Genomic DNA, 16,338 nt, shown 5'->3' with positions numbered 1-16,338 from the left:
CGTTGAGTGATTCATTGCATCAGTGTCCGGCCGATGGCATTTCGCCGGGCTGCGGCTTCGGCGTCTTCAGGAGCAGCGCGAGCGGCAGGCATGCGAGCAGTGCGATTGCGAGCACATAGAACGTTTCGGAGTACGTCATGACGATGGCTTGCTGGCTGATCTGCATCGACAGTTGGCCGAGCGCCTGCAGTTTCGCGTGCGCCATGTCGCCGGTCTGCGCGAAGAAACCGGCCGCGCTGCCGGCAATCCTTTCCTGGCCGATGATCGAATTCGCGGTCACGGATTCGCGGATGGCCGCGCCGTGAAAGTCGTTGCGCCGGTCGATGACCGTGCCGAGAATCGCGAGTCCGACCGATCCGCCCAGATTGCGCGCCATGTTGTAGAGGCCGGCGGCATCGCCTGATTCCTCGCGCGAGACCGCGGCCATCGAGGCCTGGTTGAGCGGCATCATCGCGAGCATCTGCCCGAAGCCGCGCAGAATCTGCGACCAGAAGAAATCGTGACCGACGCTTTGCGCGGTGAGCGAAATGTCGAGCAGGCAGCTTGCGGCGAAGAACAGCAAGCCCGCAATGACGAGCACGCGGGAATCGACCTTGCCGAGCAGGCGTGGCAGCACCGGCATGATGAGAAACGCGGGCACGCCGGATATCAGCATGATCGAACCGGACTGAAACGCGTTGTAGCCCGCGACGATGCTCAGGAACTGCGGCAGCAGGAACGACACGCAATACAGCCCCGCGCCGACCGCGAACACGATGAAGATCACGCTCGCATAGCGCGGATTGCGCAGCAGCGACAGCCGCACGATAGGCTGCTTCGCGACGAACTGCGACACCGCGATGAGGATGAAGCCGAACACGGTGATGCACGTCAGCATGACGATTTCATGCGACTCGAACCATTGATTGCGCTGGCCTTCTTCGAGCACGACCGTGAGCGAGCTCAGACCGATAGCCAGCCCCGCGATGCCGATCCAGTCCGCCTTGAAGAACGCTTCCCACTGCGGCCGATCCGCCGGCAGGCCGGTCACGAGCAGCACGGCAAGCGCGACGCCCACCGGCAGATTGATGAAGAAGCACCACGACCACGAAATGTTCTCCGCAAGCCAGCCGCCCAGCACGGGGCCGAGCAGCGGCCCGAGCAGCACGATCAGGCCGAAGATGGTCATGCCGACGGGCATCTGCTCGCGCGGCAGCCGCGTGCGGATGATGGTCTGCGCGGTCGGGATCATCGCGCCGCCGGTGAACCCCTGGCCGATGCGGCCCGCGACCATCATCGGCAGGGAATTGGAGAGGCCGCACATTACCGAGAACAGCGTGAAAAGCACCGCATTGCCGAGCAGAAAATTGCGCAGCCCGAACACGCGCGTGAGCCACGCGGCAAGCGGAATCATCACGATTTCCGACATCAGATAGCCGGTGGAAATCCAGGTGCCTTCGGTGCCGGTCGCGCCGATTTCGCCCTGAATCTGCGGCAGCGCGGAGTTCGTGATGGAGATGTCGAGCGTGGCCATTAACGCGCCGAGCGCGCCCGCCGTGACCGCGATCCAGTCGGTGGCGCTCGCGCGGGCTTGCGCTTTCGCGTCAGTCATGGCGATTTTCAGCGGCGATGCGCTTGCTTTCGTCGGTTGCGGATTTCGTATCGACATCGACGGTCACGGACAGCCCCGGCAACAGCACCTTGCGCGTTTCCGGCCCCGTGTCGATGCGAATGCGGACCGGCACGCGCTGCACGATCTTCGTGAAGTTGCCGGTTGCGTTCTCGGGCGGCAGCAGCGCGAACTGCGCGCCCGTGCCGGGCGAGAAGCTCTCGACGACGCCGTGCAGGTCGGTGCCCTTCAGTGCGTCGACGTGCAGCGTCGCCGGTTGCCCGACGCGCATGCGGCCCACTTGCGTTTCCTTGAAGTTGGCTTCCAGATAGACCGTCTGCACCGGCACCACGGTCATGAGCCGCGTGCCGGGTTGCACGTACTGGCCGACGCGGACTGAACGATCGCCGACGCGCCCGGCGAGCGGGCTATACAGCGTGGTGTCGTTGAGATCGAGCTTCGACTGATTCAGTTGCGCCTCTGCTGCTTCCATTTGCGCGCGGGCCTGGACGATCTGCGCTTGCGTCGCGCCGATCTGCGTGGCGGCGGAGCGGGCTGCGGCCTGATTCGCGGCGAGCGTGGCGCGCGCCTGATCGCGCCTGCTGACGAGGCTTGCAAGACGCTCTGCGCTTTCCGCGCCGGTCGCGACGAGCGGACGATAGCGCGCCACGTCGTCTTCCGCGTGCTGCAGGCTCACGCGCGAGACTTCGGCCTGAGCCTTCGCCTGATCCGCGTTGGCCTGCTGCTGCTTCAGCTCGGCTTCGGCGCGCTGGATGTCCGCGGCGCGGGCATCCAGCGTGGCCTTGGCCTGATCGAGCGATGCCTGATACTGCCGCGTGTCGAGCCGCGCGAGCGGAGCACCGACCGCGACGGCCTGATTGTCTTCGACGAGGACTTCGGTGATATAGCCGCTGACCTTCGGCGCGATGGTCACGCTATCGGCCTTCAGATACGCGTCGTCCGTGCTTTCGACGAAGCGGCCGACGGTCCACCACCGAAGCCCCCATGCGATGGCAACGACGGCCGCGACGATGCCGACGATAATGAGCAAGCGCCGCCGCGAGGGCTTGCCTTGCGTGGCCGCATTGGAATCGCCGCCTTGTGTGGGCGCTGCAACTGCCATGTTTTCTCCGGAGATTCGTGAGCGCGCGCGAGGGACGGCGACTCATTCGAGGCGGCGCATGCGATGTGAAGGTGCACGCCGTTGCGCTCGCCAAACTAGACGATGTCGTCTAGTATGCACGAATGTAGACGCGAGCGTCTAGTTTGATCAGATCATGGACACAAGATGACGAAGCAGCGCCACGACCGCGACACCGAAGACCACGACTCCGGCCGCGCCAGCGCCGCCCGCTCGCCGTTGCAGGCGCGTGGCCGCGCGAGGATCGAAGCCGTTCTCGACGCGACGGCGGAACTCATCGTGGAAAAGGGCTTGCCTGGCGTGACGATGCACGGCGTCGCGCGGCGGGCGCAAACGCCCATCGGCTCGATGTATCACTTCTTTCCGGACCGCGAGAGCCTGTTGAGCGCGCTGTGGGACCGGCACATGGCGGCGACCGGCGAGATCGACGACGAACTCGGCCAGATCGATAACGAAACGTGGCGCGCGCTGTCGTCCGAGGCGGTGATCGATCGCTTCATGACGCCGTACATCACCTATCTCGAGCAGAATCCGGATTGCCTGATCCTGATGACCGTCATGCCGCACGACGACAACAAGAAGCGCGATGCCGGCACGCTGAGAAAGGTGGTCGATGCGCGCATGCCGCACGTGAAGCCCGCCGAGCGTGCGCTCTATGTCGAAATCCTGCGTGCGCTCGCGAGCGGCTCGCTCGCCATCAAGCTGCGGCCTGCAATGGGCGACGTGCAGCTCGCCAGGCGTTATCTGCGTGAGGTGAAGCGTGCGCTGGCCGCTTATCTGGCGGCTGTCGAGGCTTCGGTGCTGAAATGAAGCGGCGGCAGGCCGCCTCCTTTCGAACCGCATAAAAGCCAATACAAAACAAAAAGGCGTTCGTCTGGCGGCGGATACGCGAACGGCTTCAGCAACGACGCGTTCGCGCTATCGGCCGCCAATCTCTATGCAGCCACGCAACCGGGCGGATCGCTGTGTGGCCTGAACAACTCGAATCCATTCGATGCGCGCTTTCTCGAACAGGGAAGCGGCATCGGGCGCACGCTCGGGGGCGTCATCACGTTCGGCGGCGGCGTCGCGCTTTATGCGGGCGGCAAGGTGATCGGCGGGCTGGGCGTGAGCGGCGACAGCGCATGCGCCGATCATATCGTCGCATATCGCATGCGCAAGCTCGCGGGGCTCGGGGGCGTGCCCGCCGGCCAGGGTCCGGGCAATGCGGACAACATCGCCTGTTCGACGGGCGCATCGCCGATGGGCTTCGAACGTCCGCATTGTTTTCCCACTGACACGCGCGCGCTTCCTGTCGCTCATAGCCGGTAAAATGCCACGCCCGCCGTCATTCCGGCCGCGCCGTGCGCCACCCGCGCACGCCGGCGCCACGGCGGGCATGCGCCCCACGAAGGCAAGCCTTTCGCAGTTCTCTTCGACCGCAAAGCCGCAGCGATTGCCGGCTCACGCGTCATTGCACCCATCAGCACACGACTTTCGAGGAACGCTTCAAATGCTTGCCCGCATCACCCGTCTTTTTCCGCTCTGGGCGGTCGTGGTTTCGATCGCCGCTTACCTCTCGCCTTCGTCCGTGACCGGCATTGCGCCGCACGTCACCACGCTGCTCACCATCATCATGCTGTCGATGGGCGTCACGCTTTCCATCGATGACTTCCGCCGCGTCTTCACGCGCCCCGCGCCCGTCATCGCGGGCATCGTGCTGCATTACCTCGTGATGCCGCTCGCAGCATGGGTGATCGCGAAGGCGCTGCGCATGCCGCCCGATCTCACGGCGGGCATGGTGCTCGTCGGCAGCGTCGCGAGCGGCACGGCGTCGAACGTGATGATCTATCTCGCGCGCGGCGACGTGGCGCTGTCCGTGACGATCAGCGCATTGTCGACGCTCGTCGGCGTGTTCGCGACACCGCTGCTCACGCGCCTCTACGTCGATGCGTCCATCGCCGTGGACGTGCACGGCATGCTGATGAGCATTCTGCAGATCGTCGCGCTGCCGATCGTCATCGGGCTGGTCGTGAATCACCTGCTCGGCAAGTTCGTGCGCAGGATCGAGCCGGTCCTCCCCATCATATCGATGGTCTCGATCCTGCTCATCATCGCCGCGGTGGTCGGCGGAACGCAGAAGAGCATCGCGTCGGTCGGCGTGGTGGTGGCGCTGGGCGTGGTGCTGCACAACGGCATCGGCCTGTTGGGCGGCTATTGGGGCGGCCGCCTGCTCGGCTTCGACGAAGCCGTCTGCCGCACGCTCGCGATCGAAGTCGGCATGCAGAATTCCGGCCTCGCCGCGACGCTCGGCAAGCTGTATTTCACGCCGATCGCCGCGCTCCCCGGCGCGTTGTTTTCCGTGTGGCACAACCTGTCGGGCTCAATGCTGGCCGGCTACTGGGCGGGCCGTCCGGCGAAAGGATCGACGCGTGACGCCGATGCTCCCGGCGTCGCGGCGCGGCAGAACTAAGCGGTCAGGGCCGGGCGAATGCGCTCGGCCAGCGCTTCCAGCGCCGCATCGTCGGCCCGCGTGCGGCCGTGCTGCCTGAGCGGCACATCGCGCCAGCGCGGAATGATGTGGAAGTGGATGTGCGGCACCGTCTGACCGGCCGCCTCGCCGTTGAACTGCGCGATCAGCATGCCATCGGGTTGCAGCGCATCCCGCACCGCTGCCGATACGCGCTTCACCTCGCGCATGCATTCGGCGAGCGCGGCATCGGATACATCGTGGACGGTGGCGGCGGGCTCTTTCGGAATGACGAGCACGTGCCCGTCCGATTGCGGCATGACATCCATGAAGGCGAGCGTGTGCTGCGTCTCGCGCAACCTGATGCACGGCAGTTCGCCGCGAAGAATGCGGGCGAAGATGTTGTTCGGGTCGTATTGCATGGGCGGCTCCGTGGAAGATACCCGAGTGTAGTGCGTCCGGATGGCGGGCGATCGCACGGCCTTTCGCGATGACAGGCAAATACGCGTTCGACCTGACCGCCGCTCCCATGAACCCTGCCAACCCCGACCGCTCCTTCGCCGCCGTTCGTGAATCGAATTCGCCGCGTTTCCTGCTGTTTCTCGTTTGCTTCTTCGCGTCCGCTGGTCAGCTTGCCATCGACATCTACGTGCCCGCGCTTCCCGCGATGGCGCGTTACTTCGCCACGTCGCCCCAGGCGATCCAGTCGAGCGTGTCCGGCTACATGGCGGCGTATGCGCTCGGCCAGCTGATTTTCGGACCCGTCGCCGATGCTTACGGCCGCAAGCGTGTGCTTGCCTTCGGCCTCGTGATCTTCACGCTCGGCTGCCTGCTTTCGCTCGCCGCGACGAACCTCGAAACGTTTCTGCTCGCGCGCTGCATGCAGGGCTTCGGCATCGCGACGACCAACCTGCTCGCGAAGACCATCATCACCGATTCGTTCAAGGGCCAGGCGCTGTTGCACGCGTTCACCTATATGTCGATCGCATGGGGCCTCGCGCCGATCGTCGCGCCGGTGATCGGCGCGCACCTGCAGACGCTGTTCGGCTGGAAGTCGTGCCTCGTATTCCTGCTGCTTTACTCGATCGTGATGTGGTTCCTCGTCTGGCGCTATCGCGAGACCTTGCCGCGTCCGGTGCGTCTTGCGCCGCGCACGCTCGTGACGAACGCGGGCAAGGTGCTGTCGAGCCCGGTGTTTCAAAGCTGCTTCCTCGCGCAAGGACTGTGCTACAGCATCCTGCTCGTGTTCAACATCGTCGGCCCGTTCATGGTGCAGAACACCTTGCACAAGCCGCCGACTTACTTCGGCTATCTCGCGCTCGGCATCGGCCTGGCGTACTTCCTCGGCGGCCTCTCGAACCGCGTGCATGGTCCGCGATTGCCGAGCGCGGAGCGGCGGCTGCGTATCGGGGCCTGCACGATGGCCGTCACTTCCATCGCCATGCTGCTGCTTGCGTTGACGGTCGGCCTGCGCGTGTGGACGCTGGCTGTGCCCGTGCTCGTGATGGGCTTCTGCGCCGGCGCGATGTATCCGACGCTGATGGCCAAGGGCAATTCGCTGTTCCCGCATATCGCCGGGCTGACGAGCGCGATTCTCGGCTGCGCGTTGCTGCTCGTTTCATCGGCGATGATGGGCCTCGCCGGTTTCGTATCGGTGCATGTGCTCGCGCCGCTCGCGGTGTTCTTCGTCGCGCTGGCGTTCACCGTCGTCTGGATGGTGACGAAGCTGTTGCGGCATCTCGAGCTGGCGCAAGCCGAGCCCGTCATGCAGCGCGAGGCCTGATATGGCGCATGGGTTGCTGGTGTCGCGTACAGATGTCCCACGCTCCCGGAGCGACCGTAATGAATCGAGCTGCATCCATCCGCAAGCGAATGGCGCTCGTGTGCGCGTTGACGGCAGCCTGCGCGTCGCCTTCGTTCGCCGATACCGCGCCGCCCCCGGTCACCGATGCAACGCGCGAACGCATCCAGCAGGACCTCGCGCAATACCGCTGCGCGGGCTTCAATCCGATGGCCGACGAGATCACCTACCCGGCCGATGTCGAAGCGGCCACGCAACGCCTGCAGACGAGCGGATGCCCGAACTCCGACGCGGCGGGAAACTCGTCGAAGCGGCGCAGCGGGCAATCGAAATGATCGCGGGGCGCGGAGTCAGAGCGTCTTCGTGACCATGAGCCAGAAGATCGCGAGGAACGCGACGAAGGCGAGCACGCCGAGCGCGGTCCATATCGCCATGAGCCGCCAGAAGCGCCGCGACAGCCGCGCCTGCGACGCCGCACAGTCGCGCGCTTCGGCGGCGATCAAAACCTGCAGCCACACGACCGGCAGCCAGCACGCAATCGCGAACACGTATAGCCCGATGGACCACGCGAGCCACGGCGTCTGCATCGGGAAGCCGACGAGCCGCATCATCAGATAGCCGGTAAGCGGCTGGATGATGGCCGTGGGCGTCGTGAAAAGCCAGTCCGCGAGCACGACGAGACGGCTCACGCGCGCGACCGTGCGCGCATCGCGCCCGAGGCTCGCGCTCAGCAGATAAAACGCCGAGCCGATGCCGGTGCCGAAGAGAATCGTGGACGACAGCACATGCACCCACTTGATGATGAGGTAAGTCACTTTCGGTTCTTTCTATCGAGTTGAATCAGTAAGACGAGGGCCGCGAGCATCGGCAGGTTCTTCGAAAGCGGACCATACGGATGCAGCCAGAACTCCGGCAAGCGCCAGCTGATGAGCGCCGTATAAGCGACGATCAACGCAATCTGACATTGCCAGAGCCGCGTGCGCGGGCCGAGACGCGCGGGCCACCAGAGCGACAGCACGCCGAGCAGCAGATCGAAGAGGGCAGCGGCGTAGAGCAGGAAAAGGCGCGTGCCGGGCGGCGCGCCGACGCGCGCGAGCAAATCGAGACTCGCCGCTTGCGGATAGAGCCATGCGGAAACGATCGCGGTCCAGATCCACACCGCCGCAATCGACGCGATCAGCAACGGCACGAGCCACGCGAGCTTCGCCTGCAGGCCGAGGCCGTGCGGCATCGCGCGCAACTGCGAGAGCCCTTTCGGCGGCCGGCCGAGCCATCGCGCGATGCCGTCGGCGGGCGCTGTGTTGCCGCGTTCCAGCATGCCGATGGAATCGCCGCTGACGAAGCCGCCCGGCAACTGTTCGCCGATGCGGGCGCTCAGCCGCACGAGCGGCATCGGCACCGATACGAAACGCGGGGCCGATGCGCCGGCGAGGCGCGCGAGCACGGCGAGATAGCTTCGCATCGTCATCGGCTCGGGGCCGACTGCGGCCACCGTTTCGTTTGGGGCATCCACGGCAATCGCGCCCTGGGTGACGAGTGCGACGACGTCATCGACATGCACGGGTTGGATGGACTGCGCGCCGCGCCCCGGCAGCGGGACGACCGGCAGCGTCGACCATGCGGTAAAAAACTTCGTGCTGGCTCCGTCCGGCGAAAAGACCAGCGACGGCTGCACGATCAGCGACGACACCGGTAGCGCGCGCAACGCATCGTCGGCGGCGCGCTTCGTCAAGTGATACGTGCTTGCGGCGTGCTCGTCCGCGCCGAGCGCCGAAATCTGCACGATGCGCCGCACGCCGGCCCGCGCCGCCGCATGAAAGAGCGCGATGGGCGCATCCGCATGCAGACGCTGGAAATCGTGGCCGGTGCGATCGTTGAAGATGCCGACCGCGTTGATCAGGATATCGACGCCTTCGAGAAGCGGTATCAAAGTTGCTTGATCGTCGATGCGCGCGAAGTCGAGCGCGACAAACCGGCATTGCTTCGATGGGTCCGCGTCCGCCGACGGATGGCGCGCGCAGCAGATCACCGAGTGACCATCGGCGAGCAAGGCCGCCGCGATGCGTGAACCGAGAAGGCCGGTTGAACCCGAGAGGAATATGACCATGACGCTGGGCATCGACCCGAAAAGAGACATTCTGTGGCCCGGCATCGCGGCCGGGCTGCTATCGACCGCGGCGCTCGCGGTGTGCGGCCGCCTCCACGGCAAGCGCGCGACGGCTCCGGTGAGCGCCGTGAGCCACTGGGTCTGGCCGCAAGAAGCGAACCAGACGGCGCGTCCGAAGCCACGGCATCTGCTGACGGGTCTCGCGATCCATCAACTGATGTCGGTCGGATGGGCGGCGGGCAACGCACTGGCTGTCGCGGCGGCGCGCCGTTCGATGGATCAGCGCGGCGGGCAGGGGGGGCACGGCCGGCGCATCGCGCTCGCTGCCGCGACGACCCTGGCCGCGGCGGCGGGCGATTATATTGTGGTGCCAAAGCGCTTCACGCCGGGCTTCGAATATCACTTGCCGGTCGCGCACATCGCGGCGGTGTATCTCGCGTTCGGGGCGGGGCTCGTCGTGCCGTTCATGATGAAGCGCCCGGCGCGCTGAGACTATTCCGCCGCCAGCGCATAGCGCCGGCAGTGCTCCAGATAGCCCACCTCGTGGCTGCCGACCAGCTCCACGATGCTGCTCCAGAGCCACAACGGCGCATCGATCGATTTGGTCTTCGCGCGCCGCAGTTCGGCGAGCCAGCCGCGACGCGTCGCCTTGTCCATCTGGCGCGCGTGCGCCTGGCCGACGACGAACGCGAGATAGCGCGCGACTTCCATCGCTTCCGTCTCGCCGATCTGCTCGATCTCCAGCTTCAGGTCTTGCGGCAGCAGTTCGCGCAGGACGACCGGCCGTTGCTGCAAGGTAGCGGCGAGCATCCGCTCACCGAGATGCGGCGACAATGCCCGCGCGCCCGCGACGACGCGTTCCGCGTTGTCGCGCGGCATCGAGACGCCGGGATATCGCGGCGCGGCGGCCTTCACGCCTTCCTTGATGTCGATGAGGCACAGATCGTCGCCTTCGACCACGCCGCCGTCGACATCGAGCAGCACGGCGTAGCGAAGGCGTCCGAGCGAGCTGCATCCCTTGACCCAGAACGCGGCGTCGAGGACGGTGACGTGTCCCGTATTCGGGCGATGACGCAGGCTCGTTGCGAGATCCGCGACCGTCGCCTTCTCGAAGAGCGCGTCGATTTCCGCGCGTTCGTCCTTGCTCACCGGCCAGAAGCGGCTGCCGAACGGAATGGTCGGGCGGGTGTCGTCGAGACGCTCGCGCGCGAGGTGCTTCCATGAGCGGCGCACCGCTTCGCGCATCACGACGCGCACCACTTCGGGCTTGCGGCACGCTTCGTCGGAGGCGCGGTCGCGGTCGAACGCGAGCACATAGCCCTGAAACAGCGCCTCGATCATGTTGATGGTGGTGACGCCGGGCAAGGCCGAACCGCGCGCCGCCGTCGCGAGCGAGAGCCCGAGGCGGATCAGGTCGTGCACCGGATTGCCGATGACCGTCTGATCGAGATCGCGAATCTGCACTTCGATGCGCCCATGCGCGTCCGCGACGGGCCCGAGATTGCCGGTGTGGCAATCGCCGCAGATCCAGATCGCCGGTCCTTCCGGCAGGCTGCGGATATCGGCCTGTTCCAGCCAGTCGTAAAACTTGGCGGTATTGCCGCGCACGTAGGCGTGCGTCGAGCGCGACATCTTGGCGTTGCGCCGCGCAGTCAGCAGGTCCTGTCGTTGGTCGAAGCGGGTCAGCCTGGGCTGTGGGGGATTGCGCATGGTGGCGTGTGTGCTGTGCGGACGTTTTCTCTCGTCCGATGAACGCATGGCGTGTGCCTGATTGTCAGCGGGTAGGCACGCGCTTCGCTGATCGATTGACGATTCCTACTCGGAGCACGAATGAGCACGCCGGAAACCATCGATAAAGCATCGACAGGCCGCATCGCACTGGCCTTGCAGGGCGGCGGCGCCATCGGCGCGTTCCAGGCGGGCGTGCTGGAAGTGCTGCACGAAGCGCAGGTGCCGATTCACGCGTGCTGCGGGTCGTCGATCGGTGCGATCAACGCGGCGCTCTTTTTCGGCAATCCGGCGTCGTCACGAATCGACCGCCTCCGCGCGTTCTGGGACGGCGTCTCGACGCCCGGCTCCGCCGCCCGCGACCAGATGCTGATGTTCTCCGGCTTCGCTCCGCTCGGCGATAACCTGCGCCGCATGTTCGCGGAGGCCGATCAGGGTTATGCGATGAGCTTCGGCATACCGGGTCTCTTCACGCGGCGGCTGAACGTTCCCTGGACGGTCGGCGCGGGCGATCCCGGCCTCGCGAGCGTCATGGACACGCGTCCGCTCATGCAGACGCTGACGCGCCTCTGCGACTTCGGCGCGCTGAACGCCAGCGAGACGCGCGTGTCCGTCATCGCGGCGAACGTGGCGACCGGTCAGCCGCGCTACTTCGACAATCGCGATGACGCCCTCGATGCGCGGATGATCGTCGCTTCCGGATCGCTCCCGCCGTGGTTCCCGGCCGTGGAGATCGACGGCGCGTGGTACTGGGACGGCTCGCTCGTGACGGCCGCGCCGCTGCGCCGCCTCATCGATACCGCGCCGCCCGGCCTGCCGACGACGGTGCTTCGCGCGGACCTGTGGAGCCCCGATGGCCCCGTGCCGGACACGATCACCGATGCCGAGATTCGCCAGAAGAACATCGAGCATGGAAGCAGGGCGGCCGAATACTACGAAGCGCTGCGTGAATCGCAGCAACTGAAGGCGCTGCTCGCGCATGCGCTCGAATCCATCGATGCGTCGCGCAGAGCGTCCGATCCGCAACTCGTGCGCGCCGCGTCGATGGTCGAGGCGAAGCCGGTGAACGTCGTGCCGGTCGATTACCGGCGGTCGCAATGCGTATCGCATTACAAGGACGGGCAGTTCGGCCGCGCGGCGCTCGCTGAACACTGGCGTCGCGGGCGCGATGCGGCCGAAGCGGCGCTTGCGCGAATGAATCGCGGCGGCTAGTGCGACGGGAAGGCGGTCGCGGGCACGATGAATGCGCGATGCGTCGCATCGAGTCACCGTTGCGGGTTCCGTCGTGGATCATCCTCCGTTCAGACTGACCGACTGGCATCGCTTCCTGTTCGGCAACACGTCATGGCACTTTCTGCTCGAAGTGCTGCTCCGGACGAGCCTCACCTATGTGCTGCTCGTCATGACGATGCGTCTGCTCGGCCGGCGTGTCGCGGCCCAATACACGCTGTTCGAGATATCGATCGTCGTCACGCTGGCGGCTGCCATCGGCGTGCCGCTTCAGGCTGCGAATCGCGGCATGCTGCCGCCGCTCCTGATCGCGCTCGTCGCCGTCGGATTGCAACGGCTGATCGCGCGGGCGGGCATCACGAATCGTCGCGTGGAAACGATGGTCGCCACCGATGTCACGCTGCTCGCCCGCGACGGCCGCCTGGATCACGCGGAACTCGTTCGCACCGCGATGCCGCGCGAGAAAATTTTCGAGGCGATGCGTATCGGCGGCTGGCAGCATCTCGGCCAGGTCAGCCGTCTGTACATGGAACCTTCGGGGCGCTTTTCCTTCATTCCGGCGCGTCCGGCGAAGCCCGGCCTGTCGGTGTTGCCCGCCGTCGACGAAGAGCTGCGCGCCGAGGCTCGCGTCGACGGATGGTCCGCGTGCACGCACTGCGGCAACACGGTCGGCGCCGACGGTTCAGCGGCGGCGTGCGACAACTGCGGCGCACGTGAGTGGACCTACGCCGTGTCCGACGTGGAGCGTTGATGGCATTCATCGAGCGGCTGCTCATCGGCGACGGACCGTGGGCCTTTCTCATCGAAATCATCGTGCGGGCCATCGTCATGTATGCGCTGCTGCTGGTCGCCATGCGGATGATGGGCAAGCGCGTGGCCGCGCAGCTCAGCATCACGGAGCTTGCGGTGATCCTGATGCTCGGCGCGGCGATCGGCATGCCGATCCAGGTATCGTCGCAGGGCGTGCTGCCCGCTGCGGTCGTCCTGCTCACGGTGGTCGCGCTGCAGCGCCTGAGCGGCAAGGCGGGGCTGCGCTGGCGGCGTTACGAAGTGCTCGAACAGGGCGACGTCACGATCCTCGTGAAGGACGGCCGCATTCTGATGGACGAGCTCAAGCGGAGCCAGATATCTCGCGAGATGCTCGCGTCCGAACTGCGCGCGATGAACGTCGCGCATCTCGGACAGCTCCGGCGCGTGTATCTCGAAGCGTCGGGGTCGTTCAGCATCGTCTACCGGAAGGAGCAGCGCCCCGGTCTCACGGTGCGGCCGGACATGGAGCAATCTCTTCTGGAGGCGATCGGCGTCGACGGTCATTTCTCATGCTGGAGCTGCGGCGTGACGGTCGCATCCCAGGAGCGGCCCCGCGAGCCGTGCGCGGCGTGTGGCGCGCATCGATGGGAATCGGCGGTGCGCGTACCCGACGAGCGATCGACGAAGACCGATCTCGGCGCGGCGCTCGACGCCTGAACATGGCCGCGCGAACCGGACGCGACGTCCGGCCCGCTGCGGCCGTCGGTCAATGAAAGAGCTTCACCGCCTGCGTGAGCGTGTTGGTGACGCCCCATGCGAGCGGGATCAGCACATAAAGCCAGAACAGCACCAGCAATCCCTTGTTCGACGAATTCATCGAGGTCTCCGAGTGTCAGCCGGCAGTCTGCGCCGCCGTGTCCATGTGATGCCTGTCGTTCACGCGCGTGACCAGCAGGTTGCAGAAGAAACCGATGACGAGCAGCACGGCCATGATGTGCAGCGTCATCGTGTAGGCATCCGCCTTGGCGACGCCGTGCGCCACTTCATACGCGCGGATATAGTTGACGAGCACCGGCCCCGCGATACCCGCCGCAGCCCATGCAGTCAGAAGCCGTCCATGAATGCCGCCGACGAACGCGGTGCCGAACATGTCCGCGAGATAAGCGGGAATGGTCGAGAAACCGCCGCCGTACATCGAGAGAATCACGCAGTACGCAGCCACGAAGAGCGCGACGTTGCCGGCCACGGCGAATTGCGGCACGAGATAGTAGAGCACCGCGCCGAGCACGAAGAAGACGAAGTACGTGTTCTTCCGGCCGATCCAGTCCGATGCCGACGCCCACACGAAACGTCCGCCCATGTTGAACAGCGACAGCAGCCCGACGAAACCCGCCGCCGCGCCCGCCGTGATCGACGACTTGAAGCTCTCCTGGATCATCACCGATGCCTGCCCGAGCACGCCAATGCCCGCCGTCACGTTGAGAAAGAGCACGAGCCACAGCAGATAGAACTGCGGCGTCCTGAGCGCCTGATCGATATGCACGTGGTTCTTCGTGATCATCCGGTTCGCGGTCACGGGCGGCGTCCATCCGGCGGGCTTCCAGTCGGCCGGGGGAATGCGGATGGCGAGCGCGCCGATCGTCATCGAGATGAAATAGACGACGCCGAGCACGACGAACGTCTCCGCCACGCCGGTGCTCGTCGCGCTCTTGAAGTAGTTCATCAGCGCGACGGAGCCGGGCGCCGCGATCATCGCGCCGCCGCCGAAGCCCATGATCGCCATGCCCGTCGCCATGCCGCGACGGTCGGGGAACCAGCGGATCAGCGTCGATACGGGCGATACATAGCCGAGCCCGAGCCCGATGCCGCCGATCACGCCATAGCCGAGATAAAGCAGCGCGATCTGATGCAGGTACACGCCGAGCGCGGAAACGAGGAAGCCGCCGCCGAAGCAGCATGCCGCGGTGAACATCGTGCGGCGCGGGCCGACCTTCTCGAGCCATTTGCCCGTGAACGCCGCCGATAGCCCGAGAAACACGATGGCCAGCGAGAAGATCCAGCCGAGCGTGGTGAGCGACCAGTCATCCGGCGCGGACTGCGTGATGCCGATGATCTTCGTGAGCGGCGCATTGAACACCGAGAACGCATACGCCTGCCCGATGCACAGATGCACGGCGAGCGCGGCGGGCGGCACCATCCAGCGTGAGAAGCCGGGCCGGGCGACGGTTGCTTCCTTCGAAAAGAAGCCATGCGGGCCATGTGCGGCCCCTTGCTTGATGCTGGTCATCGTGGTCTCCGTGACGCGCCGTTCGACTTCGAATTGCCGGCGCGCTCATCTTTGCTTTGTCATGGCCGTCCTGAAGCGCTGCGTCAAACATGCGATCCGCCGACATATGACGGAGGCAACGCATGACGGCTGCGCATGACCTTAGACAAGAGCAATGCGCTTTGCAATATGAATCGGCCCGGCATAAGCGTTTGCCCCAACCCGATGCGGGGCGCGGCCGCCACGCGCTTTGCACTGCAGGGAATGTGAACAGCGAGCGCGATGCCGGCATCGGCGCTTGTGCCGGTCGTCCATGCATCGGGGCTTCGCGCACGCAAAGGCGTCGAACGCGCGGATACGTCCCGCGCGGTGACGAAGCACGCATGAATCGCGTGCCGGCAACGGCGGGATGTTCCCGCTGGAACGTGCAAGGCGGAACGTGCCTGGCTAACGGGCCATGTGGTGCGAGGCGCGCGCTCGGTCGATCATCACCAGCGCGGCAACCGCTTTTCGACGAACGCCTGTGTCCCTTCTAGCGTGGCCTCGTTCATCATGTTGCAGGCCATCGTTTCCGATGCAAGCGCATAGGCGGCATCGATGCCCGCTTCGAGTTGCCGATAGAAAAGCCGCTTCCCCGCCGCGACGGCTTCGCGCGGCTTCCCTGCGATGCTCGATGCAAGCGCGCGGACCGCATCATCGAGTTCGCCCGGCGGCGCGACGCGATTCACGAGCCCGCGTTCCCGCGCCGTGCGTGCATCGATGAAATCGCCCGTCATCAGCATCTCGAACGCGGCCTTGCGCGATACGTTGCGCGAGAGCGCCACACTCGGCGTCGCGCAGAAAAGCCCCAGATTCACGCCGGATACCGCAAAGCGCGCTTCCTCGGATGCGACCGCGAGATCGCACATCGCGACGAGCTGGCAGCCCGCTGCAGTCGCAATGCCATGCACCCGCGCGATGACCGGCTGCGGGATGCGCTGAATCGTCAGCATCATGCGCGAACACCGCGTGAACAGGGCGCGATAGGTGTCGAGCGCCGGCTCCGCGCGCATCTCCTTCAGATCGTGGCCCGCGCAGAACGCGCGCCCTTCGCCGGCGATCAGCACGACGCGCGCCTCCGATTCACCGACGCGTTCGAGCTCGCGCTCCATCGCATCGAGCATGGCCTCCGAGAGCGCGTTGAACGCGTGCGGGCGATTCATCGTGAGCCTGACGGCGCCTTCGATGCCGTATGCGTCGTGTTCCACTACGACGAGTGCTTCGCTATCGCTCATTCGA

General features: G+C 65.8%; 18 protein-coding genes. 9 read left to right on the top strand and 9 right to left on the bottom strand.

Translation table 11 applies throughout. The features are described 5' to 3' along the window. Positions 1–19: 19 nt before the first annotated feature. The gene (locus tag P9220_RS23330; protein ID WP_309768045.1) at positions 20–1,591 is read right to left on the bottom strand and encodes an MDR family MFS transporter; all 1,572 of its coding nucleotides are present in this window, start codon (positions 1,589–1,591) and stop codon (positions 20–22) included. Then, positions 1,584–2,711 (bottom strand): HlyD family secretion protein, encoded by a 1,128-nt coding sequence (locus P9220_RS23325; protein WP_309768043.1) that lies wholly within the window; start codon positions 2,709–2,711, stop codon positions 1,584–1,586. The genes P9220_RS23330 and P9220_RS23325 overlap by 8 nt, the downstream gene beginning before the upstream one ends. Before the next feature lie 165 nt (positions 2,712–2,876). Here P9220_RS23325 and P9220_RS23320 point away from each other — a divergent pair, with 165 nt between their 5' ends. The 3 genes from P9220_RS23320 (at position 2,877) to P9220_RS23310 (ending at position 5,181) form a co-directional block, all read left to right on the top strand. Further along, on the top strand, positions 2,877–3,539 hold the full coding sequence (locus P9220_RS23320; RefSeq protein WP_309768041.1) for a TetR/AcrR family transcriptional regulator: 663 nt from the start codon (positions 2,877–2,879) through the stop codon (positions 3,537–3,539). 153 nt (positions 3,540–3,692) lie between these two features. Next, a complete protein-coding gene (locus P9220_RS23315) occupies positions 3,693–4,040 on the top strand; it encodes a heme-binding protein (RefSeq protein WP_309768253.1) in 348 nt (115 codons plus the stop codon). Positions 4,041–4,221: 181 nt separating this feature from the next. Further along, the gene (locus P9220_RS23310) at positions 4,222–5,181 is read left to right on the top strand and encodes a bile acid:sodium symporter family protein (RefSeq protein WP_309768040.1); all 960 of its coding nucleotides are present in this window, start codon (positions 4,222–4,224) and stop codon (positions 5,179–5,181) included. On the opposite strand, the gene P9220_RS23305 is transcribed toward P9220_RS23310, so the two are convergent. Continuing rightward, positions 5,178–5,600: an HIT family protein gene (locus tag P9220_RS23305; RefSeq protein WP_309768038.1), complete on the bottom strand. Its 423-nt coding sequence runs from the start codon at positions 5,598–5,600 to the stop codon at positions 5,178–5,180. The two genes, P9220_RS23310 and P9220_RS23305, sit on opposite strands and share 4 nt — an antisense overlap. A 107-nt stretch (positions 5,601–5,707) precedes the next feature. On the opposite strand from P9220_RS23305, the gene P9220_RS23300 reads away from it, so the two are divergent. Further along, positions 5,708–6,961, top strand: coding sequence for a multidrug effflux MFS transporter (locus tag P9220_RS23300; protein WP_309768252.1), 1,254 nt, complete (start codon positions 5,708–5,710; stop codon positions 6,959–6,961). Between the two features lie 59 nt (positions 6,962–7,020). After that, the gene (locus P9220_RS23295; protein WP_309768037.1) at positions 7,021–7,314 is read left to right on the top strand and encodes a DUF4148 domain-containing protein; all 294 of its coding nucleotides are present in this window, start codon (positions 7,021–7,023) and stop codon (positions 7,312–7,314) included. A 15-nt stretch (positions 7,315–7,329) separates the two neighbouring features. Here the strand turns inward: P9220_RS23295 and P9220_RS23290 are convergent, their stop codons facing one another. After that, the gene (locus tag P9220_RS23290) at positions 7,330–7,794 is read right to left on the bottom strand and encodes a DUF2269 domain-containing protein (RefSeq protein ID WP_309768036.1); all 465 of its coding nucleotides are present in this window, start codon (positions 7,792–7,794) and stop codon (positions 7,330–7,332) included. Beyond that, positions 7,791–9,086 carry an SDR family oxidoreductase gene (locus P9220_RS23285; protein WP_309768035.1) on the bottom strand — a complete coding sequence of 432 codons (1,296 nt, stop codon included), beginning with the start codon at positions 9,084–9,086 and terminating at the stop codon, positions 7,791–7,793. Before P9220_RS23285 ends, P9220_RS23290 begins: the two co-directional genes overlap by 4 nt. Here P9220_RS23285 and P9220_RS23280 point away from each other — a divergent pair. Continuing rightward, on the top strand, positions 9,079–9,576 hold the full coding sequence (locus P9220_RS23280) for a hypothetical protein (RefSeq protein ID WP_309768033.1): 498 nt from the start codon (positions 9,079–9,081) through the stop codon (positions 9,574–9,576). The genes P9220_RS23285 and P9220_RS23280 overlap by 8 nt on opposite strands. 2 nt (positions 9,577–9,578) lie before the next feature. Here the strand turns inward: P9220_RS23280 and P9220_RS23275 are convergent, their stop codons facing one another. Next, positions 9,579–10,796, bottom strand: a complete 1,218-nt coding sequence (locus tag P9220_RS23275) for a DUF2252 domain-containing protein (RefSeq protein ID WP_309768031.1) — start codon at positions 10,794–10,796, stop codon at positions 9,579–9,581. 120 nt (positions 10,797–10,916) lie between these two features. On the opposite strand from P9220_RS23275, the gene P9220_RS23270 reads away from it, so the two are divergent. The 3 genes from P9220_RS23270 (at position 10,917) to P9220_RS23260 (ending at position 13,511) form a co-directional block, all read left to right on the top strand. Then, complete coding sequence (locus tag P9220_RS23270; RefSeq protein WP_309768030.1) at positions 10,917–12,026, top strand: patatin-like phospholipase family protein; 1,110 nt, start codon at positions 10,917–10,919, stop codon at positions 12,024–12,026. Positions 12,027–12,099: 73 nt separating this feature from the next. After that, positions 12,100–12,795, top strand: coding sequence for a YetF domain-containing protein (locus P9220_RS23265; RefSeq protein ID WP_309768029.1), 696 nt, complete (start codon positions 12,100–12,102; stop codon positions 12,793–12,795). Next, positions 12,795–13,511: a YetF domain-containing protein gene (locus P9220_RS23260; protein WP_309768028.1), complete on the top strand. Its 717-nt coding sequence runs from the start codon at positions 12,795–12,797 to the stop codon at positions 13,509–13,511. The genes P9220_RS23265 and P9220_RS23260 overlap by 1 nt, the downstream gene beginning before the upstream one ends. A gap of 49 nt (positions 13,512–13,560) precedes the next feature. Here P9220_RS23260 and P9220_RS23255 read toward each other — a convergent pair whose 3' ends face one another. The 3 genes from P9220_RS23255 to P9220_RS23245 form a co-directional block, all read right to left on the bottom strand. Then, a complete protein-coding gene (locus tag P9220_RS23255) occupies positions 13,561–13,671 on the bottom strand; it encodes an oxalate:formate antiporter (RefSeq protein ID WP_309768027.1) in 111 nt (36 codons plus the stop codon). A 15-nt stretch (positions 13,672–13,686) separates the two neighbouring features. After that, on the bottom strand, positions 13,687–15,081 hold the full coding sequence (locus P9220_RS23250) for an OFA family MFS transporter (RefSeq protein ID WP_309768026.1): 1,395 nt from the start codon (positions 15,079–15,081) through the stop codon (positions 13,687–13,689). A gap of 467 nt (positions 15,082–15,548) precedes the next feature. Continuing rightward, positions 15,549–16,334 carry an enoyl-CoA hydratase gene (locus tag P9220_RS23245; protein ID WP_309768025.1) on the bottom strand — a complete coding sequence of 262 codons (786 nt, stop codon included), beginning with the start codon at positions 16,332–16,334 and terminating at the stop codon, positions 15,549–15,551. Positions 16,335–16,338: the final 4 nt, after the last annotated feature.

This window comes from Caballeronia sp. LZ016 (genome assembly GCF_031450805.1).
Classification (GTDB): Bacteria; Pseudomonadota; Gammaproteobacteria; order Burkholderiales; family Burkholderiaceae; genus Caballeronia.
The sequence above is the reverse complement of the archived record's forward strand: the minus strand, read 5'-3'. Positions and strand labels throughout refer to the sequence as shown.